At 50.9% G+C, this 16,831-nt stretch carries 13 protein-coding genes; 4 read left to right on the forward strand and 9 right to left on the reverse strand.

The genetic code is table 11. The features are described 5' to 3' along the window. Positions 1 to 72: 72 nt before the first annotated feature. The 7 genes from serS to pdhA all read right to left on the reverse strand — a co-directional run bounded on the left by serS (position 73) and on the right by pdhA (position 6,218). The gene (gene serS / locus ACO2Q8_RS10735) at positions 73 to 1,344 is read right to left on the reverse strand and encodes a serine--tRNA ligase (RefSeq protein WP_423344803.1); all 1,272 of its coding nucleotides are present in this window, start codon (positions 1,342 to 1,344) and stop codon (positions 73 to 75) included. A gap of 2 nt (positions 1,345 to 1,346) precedes the next feature. Further along, complete coding sequence (locus tag ACO2Q8_RS10740; protein WP_423344907.1) at positions 1,347 to 1,700, reverse strand: HEPN domain-containing protein; 354 nt, start codon at positions 1,698 to 1,700, stop codon at positions 1,347 to 1,349. A gap of 32 nt (positions 1,701 to 1,732) precedes the next feature. Next, positions 1,733 to 2,050 (reverse strand): nucleotidyltransferase domain-containing protein, encoded by a 318-nt coding sequence (locus tag ACO2Q8_RS10745; RefSeq protein ID WP_423344804.1) that lies wholly within the window; start codon positions 2,048 to 2,050, stop codon positions 1,733 to 1,735. 75 nt (positions 2,051 to 2,125) lie between these two features. Continuing rightward, a complete protein-coding gene (locus ACO2Q8_RS10750) occupies positions 2,126 to 3,460 on the reverse strand; it encodes an aspartate kinase (protein WP_423344805.1) in 1,335 nt (444 codons plus the stop codon). Between the two features lie 107 nt (positions 3,461 to 3,567). After that, positions 3,568 to 4,071 (reverse strand): 6,7-dimethyl-8-ribityllumazine synthase, encoded by a 504-nt coding sequence (gene ribH, locus ACO2Q8_RS10755; RefSeq protein WP_423344806.1) that lies wholly within the window; start codon positions 4,069 to 4,071, stop codon positions 3,568 to 3,570. A 203-nt stretch (positions 4,072 to 4,274) separates the two neighbouring features. Further along, a complete protein-coding gene (locus tag ACO2Q8_RS10760) occupies positions 4,275 to 4,976 on the reverse strand; it encodes a tetratricopeptide repeat protein (RefSeq protein WP_423344807.1) in 702 nt (233 codons plus the stop codon). Between the two features lie 183 nt (positions 4,977 to 5,159). After that, the gene (pdhA, locus tag ACO2Q8_RS10765) at positions 5,160 to 6,218 is read right to left on the reverse strand and encodes a pyruvate dehydrogenase (acetyl-transferring) E1 component subunit alpha (protein WP_423344808.1); all 1,059 of its coding nucleotides are present in this window, start codon (positions 6,216 to 6,218) and stop codon (positions 5,160 to 5,162) included. A gap of 192 nt (positions 6,219 to 6,410) precedes the next feature. Between pdhA and recF the strand changes: the two genes are divergently transcribed. Then, entirely contained in the window at positions 6,411 to 7,496 is a 1,086-nt protein-coding gene (recF, locus tag ACO2Q8_RS10770) for a DNA replication/repair protein RecF (RefSeq protein WP_423344809.1), read from the forward strand. A gap of 78 nt (positions 7,497 to 7,574) precedes the next feature. Here the strand turns inward: recF and ACO2Q8_RS10775 are convergent, their stop codons facing one another. Further along, positions 7,575 to 9,116, reverse strand: coding sequence for a YifB family Mg chelatase-like AAA ATPase (locus ACO2Q8_RS10775; RefSeq protein ID WP_423344810.1), 1,542 nt, complete (start codon positions 9,114 to 9,116; stop codon positions 7,575 to 7,577). A gap of 199 nt (positions 9,117 to 9,315) precedes the next feature. On the opposite strand from ACO2Q8_RS10775, the gene galK reads away from it, so the two are divergent. Then, complete coding sequence (gene galK, locus ACO2Q8_RS10780) at positions 9,316 to 10,488, forward strand: galactokinase (protein WP_423344811.1); 1,173 nt, start codon at positions 9,316 to 9,318, stop codon at positions 10,486 to 10,488. 1,334 nt (positions 10,489 to 11,822) lie between these two features. Further along, positions 11,823 to 12,920: a glycosyltransferase family 2 protein gene (locus ACO2Q8_RS10785; protein ID WP_423344812.1), complete on the forward strand. Its 1,098-nt coding sequence runs from the start codon at positions 11,823 to 11,825 to the stop codon at positions 12,918 to 12,920. 167 nt (positions 12,921 to 13,087) lie between these two features. On the opposite strand, the gene ACO2Q8_RS10790 is transcribed toward ACO2Q8_RS10785, so the two are convergent. Next, positions 13,088 to 14,596 carry a M20/M25/M40 family metallo-hydrolase gene (locus ACO2Q8_RS10790; protein WP_423344813.1) on the reverse strand — a complete coding sequence of 503 codons (1,509 nt, stop codon included), beginning with the start codon at positions 14,594 to 14,596 and terminating at the stop codon, positions 13,088 to 13,090. A gap of 159 nt (positions 14,597 to 14,755) precedes the next feature. On the opposite strand from ACO2Q8_RS10790, the gene ACO2Q8_RS10795 reads away from it, so the two are divergent. After that, positions 14,756 to 16,828 carry a S9 family peptidase gene (locus ACO2Q8_RS10795; protein WP_423344814.1) on the forward strand — a complete coding sequence of 691 codons (2,073 nt, stop codon included), beginning with the start codon at positions 14,756 to 14,758 and terminating at the stop codon, positions 16,826 to 16,828. Positions 16,829 to 16,831 lie beyond the last annotated feature (3 nt).

The raw sequence follows: 16,831 nt of genomic DNA on the forward strand, positions 1-16,831 counted from the left end.
CGAAATTAAAAACATGGGCTAAAACCCATGGATACGATATAATGAAAAAGCCCAGTTAACCGGGCTTTTTCATTAATTGATGGTTTCAAAACCGCAGTACGGCACCAGTACTGGCGGAATCCGGATGCCGTCCGGTGTCTGGTTATTTTCCAGGATAGCTGCCAGAATCCGAGGCAACGCCAGCGCCGAACCGTTCAGCGTGTGCAGCAACTGCGTCTTCCCCTCCACCCGGTAGCGGAGTTTCAGCCGGTTGGCCTGGTAGGTTTCAAAGTTGGAAACCGAACTGACTTCCAACCACCGCTGCTGGGCTGCCGACCAGACTTCCATGTCGTAGGTGAGCGCCGACGTGAAGCCCATGTCGCCCCCGCAGAGCCGCAGCACGCGGTAGGGCAATTCGAGCTTTTGCAGCAACGACTGCACGTATTGGCTCATTTCTTCCAACGCCTGGTAGGATTCTTCCGGTTTCCGGATCTGCACAATCTCCACCTTATCGAACTGGTGCAGCCGGTTGAGGCCCCGGACGTGCGCGCCCCAGGAACCCGCTTCGCGCCGGAAGCAGGGTGTATGACCCACGTTTTTGACCGGCAGTTGATCATCCGGGACAATGACGTCGCGGTACAGGTTCGTGATCGGCACTTCGGCCGTCGGAATCAGGTAGAGCTTATCCTCCGTGGCGAAGTACATCTGCCCTTCCTTGTCCGGCAATTGGCCGGTACCGAAACCCGAATCCTCGTTGATCAGAATCGGCGGCTGAATTTCGAAATAACCAGCTTTGAGGGCTTCGTCCAGGAAAAAGTTGATCATCGCCCGCTGAATGCGCGCGCCCTTGCCCCGGTAGACCGGAAAACCGGCCCCGGTAATTTTGTTGCCCAGATCAAAGTCGATAATGCCGTACTTTTTGATCAGTTCCCAGTGCGGCAGGGCGGTTTCGGACAAAACCGGTTTTTCGCCGTTTTCCAGCACCACTTCGTTGTCTTCGGCGCTCCGGCCTTCCGGGACGCTGCTGTGGGGCAGGTTCGGCAGGGTGACTAGTACGTCCTGCAATTGCTGCTCGGCGGTTTTCAGACTTTCTTCCAGTTCTTTCGAGCGAATTTTTAAATCGGCGGTTTCGGCTTTGGCCGCATCGGCTTCGGCTTTTTGCCCGGCTTTTAGGAACGCGCCGATTTCTTTGGCTTTGGCATTGGAGCGGGCCAGCACGTCGTCGAGTTCTTTCTGTATCTCGCGTCGTTGCTGATCCAGCGCCAGCACCTGTTCGACGGCGGTTTCGGCGTTGGCAAACTGTTTCTTTTTAAGCCCCGCCAGGGTAGCCTCTTTGTTTTCGCGAATGAAGGGAAGTAAAAGCATGGTTATTCAGGTAACAACTGCCGGATTGCAGCGATAAATTGTTCAGTTTGTTCTAAAAGAGGCAAAATTTCCTCTTCCGTAAAATAGACAAAGTCTTCATAATCACTCTCTTGCCGGGTTTTAAATAACCTGCCATAAAATCTGCTTAAATCGGTAGATAGTTTGCCGGTTTTGAAAAAATGCAAGTCTAGCATCTGCTTTGCTCCCGAGTGCGACTTTACCCGAATTCCCTCCTGTATCAGTAGAGCGGTTACCATCTGAAAGGCAGAATAATACAATCTGTTTGCCGCACCACTCCATCCACTACCTGCAATCAATAACTTAGCTTCTTCCAGCGTTTCGGCCGATTTGGCAATGCGTTATTTAATTATATCCTCTTTTCGCCATTTCATAGCTTTTTGCCATCTTCCTGAATGTTTTGGTACAAGTCTGTGACCTCGTAATCAGGCCATTCTTCTTTGGAGCGGATTATTGAGCTAATAACTTGCTCTGCCTGCAGTTCAAGTTCGTTCAGTTGATCTGAAAAAGTGTATTTCAGTTCCCGTGTCACTTTTTTTGAGGTCAACACCAGAAAATCCCAGTCGGAGTCCCTCCGGTGATCCCCCCGCGCCCGCGAGCCAAACAGGTACACCTCGGCTTGTGGGTCGACCGAATGAACGGTTTCTTTGACCTTTTCCAGAAATGCCTTGCGGGTCAGTCGTGCCATAACCGTCAGAATTAGGGTACTGCAAAGGTAGCCAGAGCGGCCCGATTTCCGAAATCGGGCCAGTCCGGGCGGTTTTTAAGCTTCTTTCAGGTTGAACAACCCTTCGTTGAGAGCGTTCAAGGCTTCGGCTTTGTAGCGGCCGTGCATGAGCAGCGAAATGTTGTGCTCAGTGCCACCGTACGAAATCATCCGGATCGGGATGCCTTCCAACGCTTTCAGCACCTGCAGGGCCACGCCCGCGTGATCGGCGCTGAAATTCCCGACGATGCAGACGATCGTCTGGTCGTAATCGGGTTCTTCCAGGTCGCAGAACGTCCGGAGTTCGGCCATCAGGTCGGTCAGGTTGTCGGTTTTATCGATTGTGACCGAAACCGATACTTCCGAGGTCGCAATCAGGTCGACCGGCGTTTTGTATTTCTCGAACACCTCGAAAATCCGGCGCAGAAAACCGTAGGCATTCAGCATCCGCAGCGAATGAATATAGAGGGCCGTAATGCCGTCTTTGGCGGCCACGGCCTTGAACACCTGGTCGGAGGTTTTGCTGGCAATCAGCGTTCCTTCCGCGCCCGGGTCCATTGTATTTTTCAACCGAACCGGTACACCGAACATCTTGGCGGGGGTGATCGTCGACGGATGCAAGATCTTAGCCCCGAAATAGGCCAGCTCGGCGGCTTCTTCGAACGTCAGCGCCCGGATCGGGAAGGTGTTCTTCACAATCCTCGGGTCGTTGTTATGCATGCCGTCGATGTCGGTCCAGATCTGGATTTCGTCGGCCCGGATGGCTCCCCCGATTAGGGAAGCCGTGTAATCGGAGCCGCCCCGTTTCAGGTTATCGACTTCCCCACGCGGATTTCGGCAGATAAAGCCCTGCGTGACAATCAGTTTTCGCCCACCGTGCGACCGCAGCAATTCGCGGAGTTTCCGCTCCGTAAAATCCAGCTCGGGTTCGCCGTCGGCATCCACGCGCATAAACTCCAGGGCAGGCAGCAGAATAGAGTCTTCACCAGCCTCCTCCAGATACGCCTGGAACATTTGCGTACTTAGCAGTTCGCCCTCGGCCACCAGTTCCTTTTCCTGTTTCAGTGTAAACGGCCGGATGCGGGTCAGCGACCGGATGTAGGAAAACTCGTTTTCGACAATCTTCTGCCCATTGCCCAACCCCTCCGAGGTCTTGTACAACTCGCGAACGAACGAATCGTAATGCGCTTTCAGGTGCTCCACCTTCTCGGCCGCTTCGTCGGGCTGGTCCGATTTGAGCGACTCAGCAATCGACAACAGGGCGTTGGTTGTACCGGATAATGCCGACAGCACAATGATTTTCTGCTGATCGTCGGAGGTAATCAGGGTGCGGATCGAATGCATGCGTTCGGGCTTGCCGACCGACGTTCCGCCAAATTTCCAGACTTGCATGGTTTTGGAATGAGTGAATGAGTGAATGAGTGAATGAGTGAATAGCTTCGCAGGAAGCAAAGAACTGGCGAAGCTATTCACTCATTCACTCATTCGCTCATTCACAATTAATTGTGAAAACTATAAACTTGTTGCTGCAATCCTAACATTTTGATGGCCGTCATGGCGGCTTCGTCACCTTTGTTGCCGTGAACTCCGCCCGCCCGGTCGAGGGCCTGTTGCTGGGTGTTGGGCGTCAGGACGCCGAAAATGACCGGTTTTCCGGTTTGAACGCCCACGTGCGTTAAACCTTGGGCGACGGCGTGGTTGATATAATCATTGTGTTTGGTTTCGCCCTGAATCACGCAACCGAGGGCAATAACCGCATCAATGTCGTTGCGTTGGGCAAACCACTGAGCGCCCAGGCTCAGTTCAAAACTGCCCGGCACGTTGCCCCGAACGATGTTATCGGCGGTCGCACCGTATTGCAACAGCGTTTGGTAAGCGCCTTCGAACAGGGCTTCGGTTACTTCAGCATTCCATTCGGCTACCACAAGGGCAAACCGCCGTTTGCTGATGTCGGGCAGGTTTTCGGTCGAAAAAACACTTAGATTTTTTAATTCGGTGGCCATCTGAACTTGGATTACGCGGATTAGATTGATTAACTAGGATTGATATGCTTTAATCGATGAACACCAGTTAGTAATCGAATCAGCGATCAACAAAAGAAATCTTAGTTAATCAATCTAATCCGTGTAATCCGAGTTCACAGAACAAAAAAAGGACAAAACCCTGGTCGGCTTTGTCCTTTCGCAATGGGTTGTTTCAACGCTGCTTACGACTCACCGACCGTGCTTTCCAACACGGATTTATACTTCTTGGCGTTAGCGGATTCGGCCGAAGTCGGGTACTTGTCGATGATCTGGCTGTAAGTATCAATAGCTTCCTGGTTTTGCTTGTTCTGTTCCTGAGCCAACGCCAGCTTCATCAGGTAAGCGGGCGTAAAATAAGGATTCGGCTTGTAATCAGCCGCTTTTTTATAGGCATCAATGGCGTCGCCGTAGGCTTTCTTTTCCATATAGGCATCTCCCACCAGCGCGTAGGCACGGGCCTGCACCAGCAAATCGGAAGATTTGAAATCGTTCAGTTTCGCAATAGCCTCATCGTATTTGCCCTGCTTCAGCAACGCTACGCCCGCGTAGAAATTGGCAAGGTTACCCGCTGGGGCTGCACTGTACTCTTCTGAGATCGCCACTAAACCTTCGTTGGCACCATTTCCGTTCAGCGCTTTTTTCAGTGAATCGGCTTCCCATTCATATACTGACGGAAACATGGCCGTTTGCGCTTCCTGATCCTGGCTATCGACCCAATACCGGTAGCCGATCAAACCCGCAATCACCAACACAATCGCACCCACCAAACCCAGAACCAGATTCCGGTTTTTCTCAAAAAACAACTCCGCTTTCCCTAACGACCCCGACAATGCAGCGGGATCTTCCAGAAACTCCAGTTTGGAGCTTGTTTGTGTCTTACTCATTTAATAAATGATCCAAAATTTGGGACTGCAAATTTAGTAATTCTCCAGACAATAGAAAGCAAAAAGTACTCCAAAGTTTTGATACTAAATGAAAAAGGGAAGAAAGCACAAAAGCAGTTGAGCCGGTAACCGTATCGTTTTGCCTTTGGTCTCGCTTCCCTTTTCGGGCTTTTGCTTCCAGGGTTACTCCATGATAAATGGATAATCTTTCTGCACATAAACGTCTTTGAACGCTTCGTCCGGCGTCGGATACGGCGATTCTTCGGCAAATTTCACCGACTCTTCCACAATACCCTTGATTTTTTGATCGATCGCGGCCAGTTCGTCTTCGGTGGCGATTTTCTGGTCCAGAATTCGCGCCCGGACGCTTTCGATGGGGTCGCGTTGCTTGTATTGCTCCAGTTCGTCTTTCGTGCGGTATTTCTGCGGGTCCGACATCGAGTGGCCCCGGAACCGGTACGTCCGGAACTCCAGGAAGCTCGGGCCATCGCCCTTACGCGCCCGCTCGGCAGCCCGGCTAACGGCTTCATGGACGGCTTCTACGTCCATCGCATCGACGGGTTCCGACGGCATGTCGTAGGCTTCGGCCAGCGTATACAGGTCGGTGACGTTCGAGGTCCGGGACACCGACGTTCCCATCGCGTAACCGTTGTTCTCGACCACGAAAATAACCGGCAGTTTCCACGTCATCGCCATGTTGAACGTTTCGTGGAAGGAGCCTTGCCGAACCGCGCCGTCGCCCATGAAGCACATGCAGAGGTTCGTCGTTTTGTTGTATTTCTCGGCAAACGCAATCCCGGCACCCAGCGGAATCTGACCGCCGACAATCCCGTGACCGCCGACGAAGTTGACCGATTTGTCAAAAATGTGCATCGAACCGCCTTTGCCTTTCGATGAGCCGGTTTGCTTGCCGAACAACTCGGCCATGATGGCTTTCGGGTCGGAGCCCAGCGCCAGCGGAATCCCGTGGTCGCGGTAGGCCGTAATCCATTTATCGTCTTTGGTCAGGGCCGAATAAGACCCTGACGAACAGGCTTCCTGCCCGATATAGAGGTGACAGAAGCCCCGAATTTTCTGCTGTCCGTAGAGCTGACCGGCCTTTTCTTCAAATTTGCGTTGCAGCACCATCGACTCATACCAGTAGAGGTAGCGTTCTTTGGGATGCTTGGTTTTTGCAGCGACTGGCGATGCGTCGCCCGGCGAACCGTCGCCCGGCTTAGATTTTTCCTTTACACTTGCCATAGTAGTTCTTTGGGCGTAAAAAAAGGATAACCGATTAAAACGGAAATCGTTGTGCGATACAGGCAGCCAGTCCTTGCATAACAAACGACCTGTATCTTTGTTGCTAAAACACGCGGTTGTTATCGTTGGCTCCGACAGGGCAGAATCATACGATGCCGCGAAAATACGCAATTCCCGCTAACAACCATACCGATGTATTTGGAAAAACTCAACCTGACCAACTTCAAAAACTACGAGGAAGGGAGTTTTACATTTAGTGAGCAGATTAATTGCATCGTGGGGCCGAATGGCAGCGGGAAAACCAACTTGCTGGACGCCGTTTATTTCCTGTCGCTGAGCAAAAGTGCCTTTCATAATCAGGATGCGCTGAGCATTAACCACCAGAGCGATTTCTTTATCATCGACGGGACTTTCCGGCTCGCCGAAAAACCGGTGCAGATTACGTGCAGTTTGCAGCGTGGTCAGCGAAAAGTGCTCTTGTCCGACAAAAAACCGTACGACCGCATCAGCGAACACATCGGGCGGTTTCCGGTGGTCATGCTGGCCCCCAACGATACGGACCTCGTGCGCGAGCACAGCGAGGAACGGCGGCATTTTTTCGACGGCGTTTTGTCGCAGCTCGATGCTGATTACCTGCGCGATTACCTGTTTTACCACCAGATCCTGAAGCAGCGTAACGGCACGCTGAAGCTCTTTGCCGAGCGGAATTACCTGGACGAAGAGCTGCTCGAAACCTATAACGAACCGTTGCTGCAACTGGCCGGGCGCATCTACCAGCGCCGGAAGCAGTTCATCGCCGAGTTTCTGCCGATTGTGCAGAGACATTATGCCTACCTGAGCGAAGCCCGCGAAGCTGTCGACATCATTTACGAATCGGAAGTGGGCAACGAGGAGTTTCCGAAGGATTTTCGCCGAAACCGCCAGCGCGACATTCAGTTGCAGCGCACCAACAAGGGCGTCCACAAAGACGATTTCGTGTTTGAAGCCAACGGCGTGGCGCTGAAGAAATTCGGCTCGCAGGGCCAGCAGAAGACGTTCGTGATTGCCTTGAAACTCGCCCAGTTCGAGCAGTTGCAGGCCGAGAAAGGCGTCAAACCGATGCTGTTGCTGGACGACATCTTCGACAAACTCGACGACCGCCGGATCGACAAGCTCATCAACCTGATGGAACACCACACCTTCGGGCAGATCTTCATCACCGACGCCCGGCCCGAACGCACGAAAGACCTGCTGGCGGCCGCTAAAGCTGAGGTCGCTTATTTCCGGACGGAGAGTTAACTAGCTGCCAAATCCCGTTTTATTATGATATTGTGGGATTGAAATCCGGGAATATTATGCTTATTTGGGATTTCGAGCCTACCCCGCCCAGTTTTCCCGGTCCAGGCTCCGGTACTGGATTGCTTCGGCCAGGTGGTCGATTCCGATGGAGTCGCTGGCGGCCAGGTCGGCAATCGTCCGCGAGACTTTCAGAATCCGGTCGTAAGCCCGTGCCGACAGCCCCAGTCGTTCCATAGCGGTTTTCAGCAGGGCCAGCCCGTCGTCGCTGATCATGCAAACCTCTTTCACCATCTGCGACGGCATCATGGCGTTGGAATAAATGCCCGGCTGATTGGCAAACCGGGCGGTCTGGATGTCCCGCGCCCGAATCACCCGCTCGCGGATGGCCGCGCTATCCTCCGAAGGTCGGTTGGCCGTCATCTGGTCGAACGAAACCGGGGTTACTTCGACGTGCAGGTCAATCCGGTCGAGCAAGGGGCCGCTGATTTTGTTCAAATACCGCTGCACCACGCCCGGCCCGCACACGCACTCTTTTTCGGGATGGTTGTAATAACCGCACGGACACGGATTCATGCTGGCAATCAGCATAAAATTGGCCGGAAACTCCACGGCCCATTTCGCCCGCGAGATACTCACTTTCCGTTCTTCTAACGGCTGACGCATCACTTCCAGCGCCGTGCGTTTAAACTCCGGCAATTCGTCCAAAAACAACACGCCATTGTGCGACAACGAGATCTCGCCGGGTTGCGGAAAACTGCCTCCACCCACCAAAGCCGCGTCGCTGATCGTGTGGTGCGGGGACCGGAACGGCCGGGTAGCAATCAGCGTGGCCCGGCTGCCGAGCTTCCCGGCTACCGAATGAATTTTGGTCGTCTCCAGCGCTTCCTGCAACGTCAACGGTGGCAAAATGCTCGGCAACCGTTTCGCCAACATGGTTTTTCCGGCACCCGGCGGACCAATCATGATCACGTTATGCCCGCCCGCAGCCGCTATTTCCATCGCGCGCTTGATGTTTTCCTGCCCCTGAACGTGGGCAAAATCCGCGTCGTAGGCATTTTGCGTTTTTGCAAAAATCTCCCGCGTATCCGTCACCAGCGGCTCGATTTCCTTTTTGCTCTCAAAATACGCAACGGCATCTTCCATCGTTTCCACTCCGATCACGTCCAGGTTATTAACGATAGCGGCTTCGGGTGCATTTTCAGCGGGCAACACAAAGCCCTTAAAACCACGCTTGCGGGCTTCAATGGCAATGGGCAATACACCTTTGATGGGCCTCAGCCGACCGTCGAGCGACAATTCGCCCATAATCACATATTCTTCCAGTTTTCGGACCGGACTGATTTGCTCTGATGCCTGCAGCACACAGAGGCCGATGGGCAGGTCATACGAAGAGCCTTCCTTCCGAATGTCAGCAGGTGCCAGATTGACCACCACTTTTTGCCGGGGCATCCGGTAACCAAAATATTTCAGCGACGACTCGACCCGCTGTTCGCTTTCTTTTACGGCACTGTCGGGTAATCCAACCAAATGAAAGTGGAGTCCCTGAGCAACGGCTACTTCAATGGTAATGATGGTGGCGGAGACACCGTGGACGGCGCTTCCGAAGGTTTTGGCCAGCATGAAAAGCAGGTTACGGTTTTCTTCGTTAGACGAAGTATTTGCCAAAAGGACACAAACGGAAGACGGTTTTGCCGGATCTATGCTCAGTATTTGGATCCGAAATGAACGGATTTGCTGTCATCTTGTTTGTAAACTCTGAAAACGCCCCCAATTTTGAAGGAATTTTCAACCTCGTTCCGACGATTTCCTGTCCGTTTCCATGAGTAACCAGCAGTCTTACGCCCAGCAACTAGCAGCGGTTTTTCGTACCGAATTCAACCAGGAGCCGACCTTACTGGTACGCGGCCCCGGCCGCATCAATCTGCTGGGTGAACATACCGATTACAACGGCGGTCTGGTGTTGCCCGCCAGCATTGATAAAGAAATTATTTTTGCGCTGGCCCCGCGTCCGGATCGGATGTGCCGGATGGTGGCCGAAAACGTTGGGCAGATGTTCTCCGGTACACTGGACGAAATCTCACCTTCGCCCCTCGGTTGGCCTAACTATTTGCTGGGCGTAGTCGATGAGTTGCAGAAAGCGGGCTACCAGCCGGGCGGTTTTGACCTGGTTTTCGGCGGGAACATTCCGTCGGGAGCAGGCTTGTCGTCGTCGGCGGCTCTGGAGTGCGGGCTGGCTTTCGGGCTGAACAAGCTATTTGATCTGGGTTTGTCGACGCTGGAGATGGTGAAGCTGGGTCAGCGGGCGGAAAATTTATTCGTTGGCGTCAACTGTGGGATTATGGATCAGTTTGCGTCCATGTTCGGCCGCGAACAATCGGTTATTCAACTGGATTGCAAGTCGCTGCACCACGAATATTTCCCGTTCCAGTCGGCGGATTATGTCCTGATTCTGTGCGATACCGGTGTCAAGCATTCGCTGGACGACAGCGCCTACAACACCCGGCGGCAGGAATGCGAAACCGGCGTTGGGATTCTGCAACAATACAAGCCCGAGATCCGCCTGCTGCGCGATGCCACAACGGAACTCGTGGACGCTCACCGCGCCGAGATGCCGGGGAAAGTCTATCAACGCTGCCGGTACGTGACCGAAGAAATCCAGCGCGTCCGGAAAGCCTGTCAGTATTTGCTGGAAAACGATCTGGCGGCTTTTGGGAAAAAGATGTACGAAACCCACCACGGCCTGCAGCATGAATATGAGGTCAGTTGCACGGAACTGGATTTTCTGGTCGACCAGACGCGGGACGACGATGCGGTGTTGGGAGCCCGGATGATGGGGGGCGGTTTTGGCGGCTGCACGCTGAACCTGGTCGCACGGGATGTCACGGATGCCTTCGTCGCCCGGATGAGTCAGGCTTATTCTAAAGCATTTAACATTGAACTGAAAAGCTATCCGGTGCGGATTACAGATGGGACGTCGGTGTTGTTAATTTAAGTTTTTGCGGCTATTTAGTCGCTTTTTCGATGGCGACTTGCTTCCTTAATTCGTCTGATAAGCTGCTAAATGAGCGACATTATTTCCAATTTATTTTCTCCTTGATAATTGTTTAAATTTTTAATAAATAGAATCTTAATCCTCTATTTATAAGAGCAAAATCGCACATATAACTAAAGAAAACTCTGAATTTTGAATGTACAAACTATGGTGAATTTTGTTTGTTTTTATCATCTTATAATAGGAATAGGTATGAATAGGTCCTTGAAATAAATATGTTAATCATATATGGAATAAGTTAGAGATAAACATTTTCAGTAAGTGTTCGATGATATTTCAATCTTTTTATTGAGTAAATAGCTTAGGTGTTTACTCAATAAAAAACTGCCTCAAAAGCACAAGCTTTAGTAGCGTGAATAATAAATCTTCGCTTTCATAAAAGTGCCGGATAAAAATCCCAATCGAAAATAGCATACTCCCCTAGTTAAGTTAAGGGCCTCTGTGTAAAATAGTAAAGTCAAGAATACAAGTTATAGTTCAATATCCAACTTGCAGGGAGGCTAGGGGAGCTAAAAAAGGTAATTGAACCACAAAAGGATCGAAAGAAACAAAGCCAAAAACAACGATTAGCGTATTTTCAGCTCATGAAAAGAGGGGATGCTGCCCCAGTTGGGCAGTCATTGCGCATGCTATTCGCCTTATCTGTTGGCAATTTAGCTATTTTCGCCATACGTGCTGTTGTTTGAATTAGCTCAAAACAACTTGAAGGGCTTGCTTGTTTGAGCGTGGGTGTTAATGTCAACAGATTCGTGACGACACTGAGCTCTAGGCAGGCCCGACCTGAGCCAGCCGGTAAAGGCCGTCATCTTGATAGCGAACTTTATAAAGAACATGGTGTTATTGAAAAGCTAACGCTCGACGGGTTGGACTAGAAGTCTTATGTAGTGCATTATGAGACGAACGCCGAGAATTGGCGCTTATTCTGTCAAATGTCTTTGTAGTATTTTATGAAATAAAATCTTAGACAAGCTCACCGTTAAAGTTCATTCGATAACTTAATTGAGAAATATTTTTTATTAAGTAGCGAAAAATGGAAAAAGATATTTAGTTTCAATGTACATTAGAAAGAATTCGTGTTTAGAGCTTAAACATCCTTCATCCTTGAAGGGTAAAATAAGTATATATTCATTAGTTGTGTTATTGCCATTTTATGTCAGTATAAAAAACTTAATAGCTTGCCAAAATAAGTTTCTGTTTTACCTATCCCTGCTTATTGCATACAGAAATATCAGCAAATTAATATCTATGATTGTTGTACATCTAATTACTCTATAATGCCTGTTTCGCGTGTTCCAGATCGTCCACCAAGTGTTTTGCCCCTTCCTAATCAGCTAGACAGACCGCTTTGGTCAGTGATGATACCAACATATAACTGTTCTGAATTTTTAAAAGAAACATTAGAAAGCGTTTTATATCAGGCTATGGACCCTGATGTGATGCAAATTGAAGTTGTTGATGATGCCAGTACGGATGCTGACGTCGAGGCTATTGTGAACACCATCGGGAAAGGACGGATCAAGTATTTTCGTCAGCCTGAGAACAGAGGTAGTTTACGGAATTTTGAAACATGTCTTAACCGGGCTCAGGGCCATCTGGTCCATTTGCTGCACGGTGACGATAGGATCGGAGATAATTTTTATTCAAAGTTTACAAATTTGTTTCAACGGTTTCCGGAAGCAGGCGCTGCTTTCTGTAACTATTACACAATCAATCCGGAAGGCAGAAGAGTAGGTGTTGGGAAGATACAAGCAGAAAAAGAAGGGATTATAGATGATTTTTTTTTACAAATAGCTCATTATCAAAGGATTCAATACGTGGCTATGGTCGTTAAGCGATCTGTCTACGAGCATTTAGGTGCTTTTTATGGTGTGACGTATGGCGAAGACTGGGAGATGTGGGCTCGTATTGCCAAACATTATTCGATATGTTATACTCCTCAGGTATTAGCAGAATATAGGTTCCATAATAAATCTATTTCCAGCCAAAAATTCAGTTCAGGGCAAGTATTGGAAGATTTAAGTGTAGTTATTAATACTATCAGCCATTCTGTACCTGATAAAAATAAAAAGAAATTTTGGTATAAATCAATGGAACATTATACCCGGTTTCATTTGCAGATTATTTTCAATATCTGGCAGATCGATGGCAACCTAACTTACTTGATTACACAAATACGGAAAACTCTGAAGTTATATTCAAGTGTATTTATATTTTTTTTCATTGTTAAACTTTTTATAAAGAAGGGAGTAAAAAAACTTTTATCACCATTAAAGATAGGTAAGACTGTTCGGACAACTGGAAAGATGAGTAGTAGAGAAATCGAACAATTGTCGTATCTTAAACTCAAAGACGATTGTCATGAAGAAAACTAATTTTCCCAGCGCTCCGGGGCGGTTTGAATAACAGGACAGCCAACCTATTGGACGCCAAATTTAGTTTCTATTCTAGGTGTCGTCAAGTTATCTTGTCAGAAGATAGCATGGTCCATATCACAAAGCTAATAATAATCAGCTCAATCTGTCTGTAAATTAGTAAAGAATTACTCCTTCCACCGCCACTCATTGGCGATTTGCAAGGGCGTCCGGAGGCCCTGGGCAATCAGGAAGTCGCGGGTTTTGGTGTCATCCAGGCGCTGCGTCGGGAGGTTGTCGGCGTTGGCCAGGGCGTAGAGCAGCATGGCCGAATAGCGGACGGTATTTTTCAGTTGATCCTTATTGACCAGATTGAGGTTGTCACAATTGGCGTGGTAGCAGTCCAGCACATTGCGCTCCAGATGCCCACTCATGCCGACTACCGGCACGCCCTCCATCATAAACGGCTGATGGTCACTGTGTAAACCGGCCTGGTTGGTCAGGGTATTCTGAAAAGCCGGTTCTACCTGTTTGATGGTTTCGCCCACTTCGGTCAAAAAGGGCATCATCTCGCTTCGTCCGAAGGCATTCAGTCCGCTGGGATCGTTGGTCATGTCGAGGTTCAGCACATACCGCACCTTGTCGAGCTGACCGGTTTTCTTCAACTCCTCCACCAGACTCCGTGACCCAAGCAGCCCTTGCTCTTCGCCCATGAACATGACGAACTCAATGGTGCGCTTGGGCTTCAGTTTCAGGGCTTTGAACGTCCGGGCAATGTCGAGCACCGAGAATGAGCCAATGCCGTTGTCGATAGCCCCCGTAGCCAGATCCCAGGAGTCGAGGTGGCCGCCGATGATGATTTTTTCGTCGGGAAATTCCGAGCCTTTCAAGGTTGCAACCACGTTGCGCGCCCGGATTTTACGGCTCACGTTGGTCATGTCGATCAAGGCGTGCAACCTTTTTTCTTCCTGCATCCACTGCCGGATTTCGTGTCCGCTTTCCATTGAAACACAAACCGACGGAATCGGAATCAGTTTACCCGTCACGGAAGCCGTTCCCGTCAGCAACACATTACCCGGTACCAGGTTGACCATAATCACCCCGCTGGCACCGTGCTGAATTGCCAGGGCGGTTTTTTCGGAGCGGTGCAGGTTGCGGGCGCCCTTCGTCGGAGCCGCCAGCCCGATGTTCACCAGCGCAATTCTGCCTTTCAGTTTATCTTTTACGGCCGCAAAGTCGCCTTCCAGTCCGTTACCCACGTCAACAATCTCACCCTGCACGTGTGCTTCCACGGGCGAATGTGCGAGCGAGACCACTTCTACATCCCGGAAATTATCGCTTTTGTATGGTACGACGGCCAGTGTAACGGTATCGCGCATCCACGACTCGACCTCAAACGGCGCATATTGAGTGTCTGAATAACCGTATTGTTTCAGCAGGTTATAGGTGTACTCCTCCGCCCGGCTTCCGTTGGGGCTGCCCGTCAGCCGGTGCCCGATTCGCTTCGTGGCGTCGGCCAGAGTTTCGTAAACCCGGCTGTTCTGAAGCACGTCCTGGTTGATCTTCGCAAACACTTTTTCCAACGACGGACGGCCATTTTCGCTGTTTGTCAGTTCGTCAAATCGTCGAAGGGTGTGGGCACTGAACAAATAAATACCGCCCGAAAGCAGCAAATAAACGTAGACCTTTTTACGCATAGTGAGGATAACCGTATAACTGTCCAAAATAACAAAAAACCGCTGAATCCGATTCGTTCAGGATCAAAAAACTTTCCGTTTCTTTGTTCACCCGAAACCCGTCAACGATTCTTACCCAGAACGTGTTCTTACGGTTTCGAATTCCGTTTCATTTTTTCCATGACCAACGCACCATCGACCCCGACGCCCCCTAAAGCGGCCATCAAACCGACTGAACTAACCACCCACGGCCACACCCGCATTGATGACTATTACTGGCTTAACGACCGCGAAAACCCGGACGTGATCGACTACCTGAAAGCCGAAAATGAGTATTTGGAACAGGTGCTGGCCCCCGTCAAGGACTTTCGCGAACAGTTGTTCAACGAAATGAAAAGCCGCATCAAGCAGCAGGATGAGTCGGTGCCGTATAAGGAAGGCCATTATTTTTATTACACCCGGTATCTGGAAGGGGGTGAGTACCCGGTTTTTTGCCGGAAACCCGGTGCGCTGGATGCCGACGAGGAGGTGATGCTGGATGTGAATGAACTGGCAAAACCGCACGCGTATTACGATGTGGCCGGGCTAGAGGTATCCGATAATGAAGAACTGGTTGCTTATGGCGAAGATACCGTCAGCCGCCGGATGTATACGCTGCGCATCAAAAACCTGAAAACCGGCGAGGTTTATCCCGACGCCATCCCGGATACGGAAGGTGGTAGTTATGCCTGGGCGGCTGATAATCAGACGGTTTTTTACATCCGGAAAGATCCGCAGACGCTGCTGGGCTATCAGGTCTATCGCCACACGCTCGGCACTGACCCGGCGCAGGATGTGCTGATGTTTGAGGAGCAGGACAACCAGTTTTACCTGGGCCTGGGCCGGATGAAGTCGAAGAAGTACATCGCCGTCGTTTCGGACCACAACGGCGTGGCGACCGAATACCGGCTGCTGGAAGCCAGCAATCCTACGGGCGAGTTCGTGGTGTTTCTGCCCCGCGAAAAAGGGCACGAGTACGACGTGCAGCACCTGGAAACCACGTTTTATGTCCGCACGAACTGGAAGGCGCAGAACTTCCGGCTGATGGAGGTGAAAGAGAACAAGACCAACGACCGCTCGGCCTGGAAAGAGGTCATTCCGCACCGGAACAATGTGTATTTGCAGCAACTCGACGCCTTCAAACACCATCTGGTGCTCGGCGAACGCAAAGACGGTTTGATGCACCTGCGCGTGATCAACCAGCAAACCAAAGACGACCACTACCTTAATTTCGGCGAACCGGCTTACGTGGCCGGCATAGGCTACAACCCGGATTTCAACACCAATATCCTGCGGTTTGGCTACTCCTCGTTGACGACGCCCAGCTCGACCTTCGATTACAACCTGGATACGAAGGAGAAAACGCTCATGAAACAGCAGGAAGTCCTGGGCGATTTTGATCCGGCGAATTACACCTCCGAACGGTTTTTCGTGAAATCCCGCGACGGTGCGAAGGTGCCGGTATCGCTGGTGTACCGGAAAGGTACGCCGAAAGACGGCTCGGCCCCGCTGCTGCAATACGCCTACGGTTCGTACGGCTATTCGATGGACCCGACGTTTAGCTCCACCCGCCTGAGCTTGCTTGACCGGGGTTTTTTGTACGCCATCGCGCACATCCGGGGCGGGCAGGAGATGGGCCGCAAATGGTACGACAACGGCAAGATGCTGAAGAAGAAAAACACCTTCAACGACTTCGTGGATGTATCGGCGTATCTGATCGAAAACCGCTATACCAGCGCCGACCGGCTGTTTGCGATGGGGGGCAGCGCGGGCGGTTTGCTGATGGGCGCGGTCGTGAACCAAAAACCGGAGTTGTACCGGGGCGTGGTGGCGTCGGTGCCGTTTGTCGATGTCGTCACGACGATGCTCGATGAAAGCATTCCGCTCACGACGGGCGAATTTGAAGAATGGGGCAATCCGAAAATCAAAAAATACTACGACTACATGCTGTCGTATTCGCCCTACGACAACGTGGAAGCCAAAGCGTATCCGAATATGTTGGTGATGACCGGTTTGCACGATTCGCAGGTACAGTACTGGGAACCGGCCAAATGGGTTGCCAAACTCCGGACGTTGAAAACCGATAGCAACCAGCTTTTGCTGCACACCAACCTCGAAGCCGGGCACGGGGGCGCATCGGGGCGGTTTGAAGCCCTGAAGGAAATCGCGCTGGAATACGCGTTTATGCTGAATCTGGTCGGGATTCGGGCGTGAGGT

Source organism: Larkinella sp. VNQ87, from assembly GCF_049445795.1.
Classification (GTDB): Bacteria; Bacteroidota; Bacteroidia; order Cytophagales; family Spirosomataceae; genus Larkinella.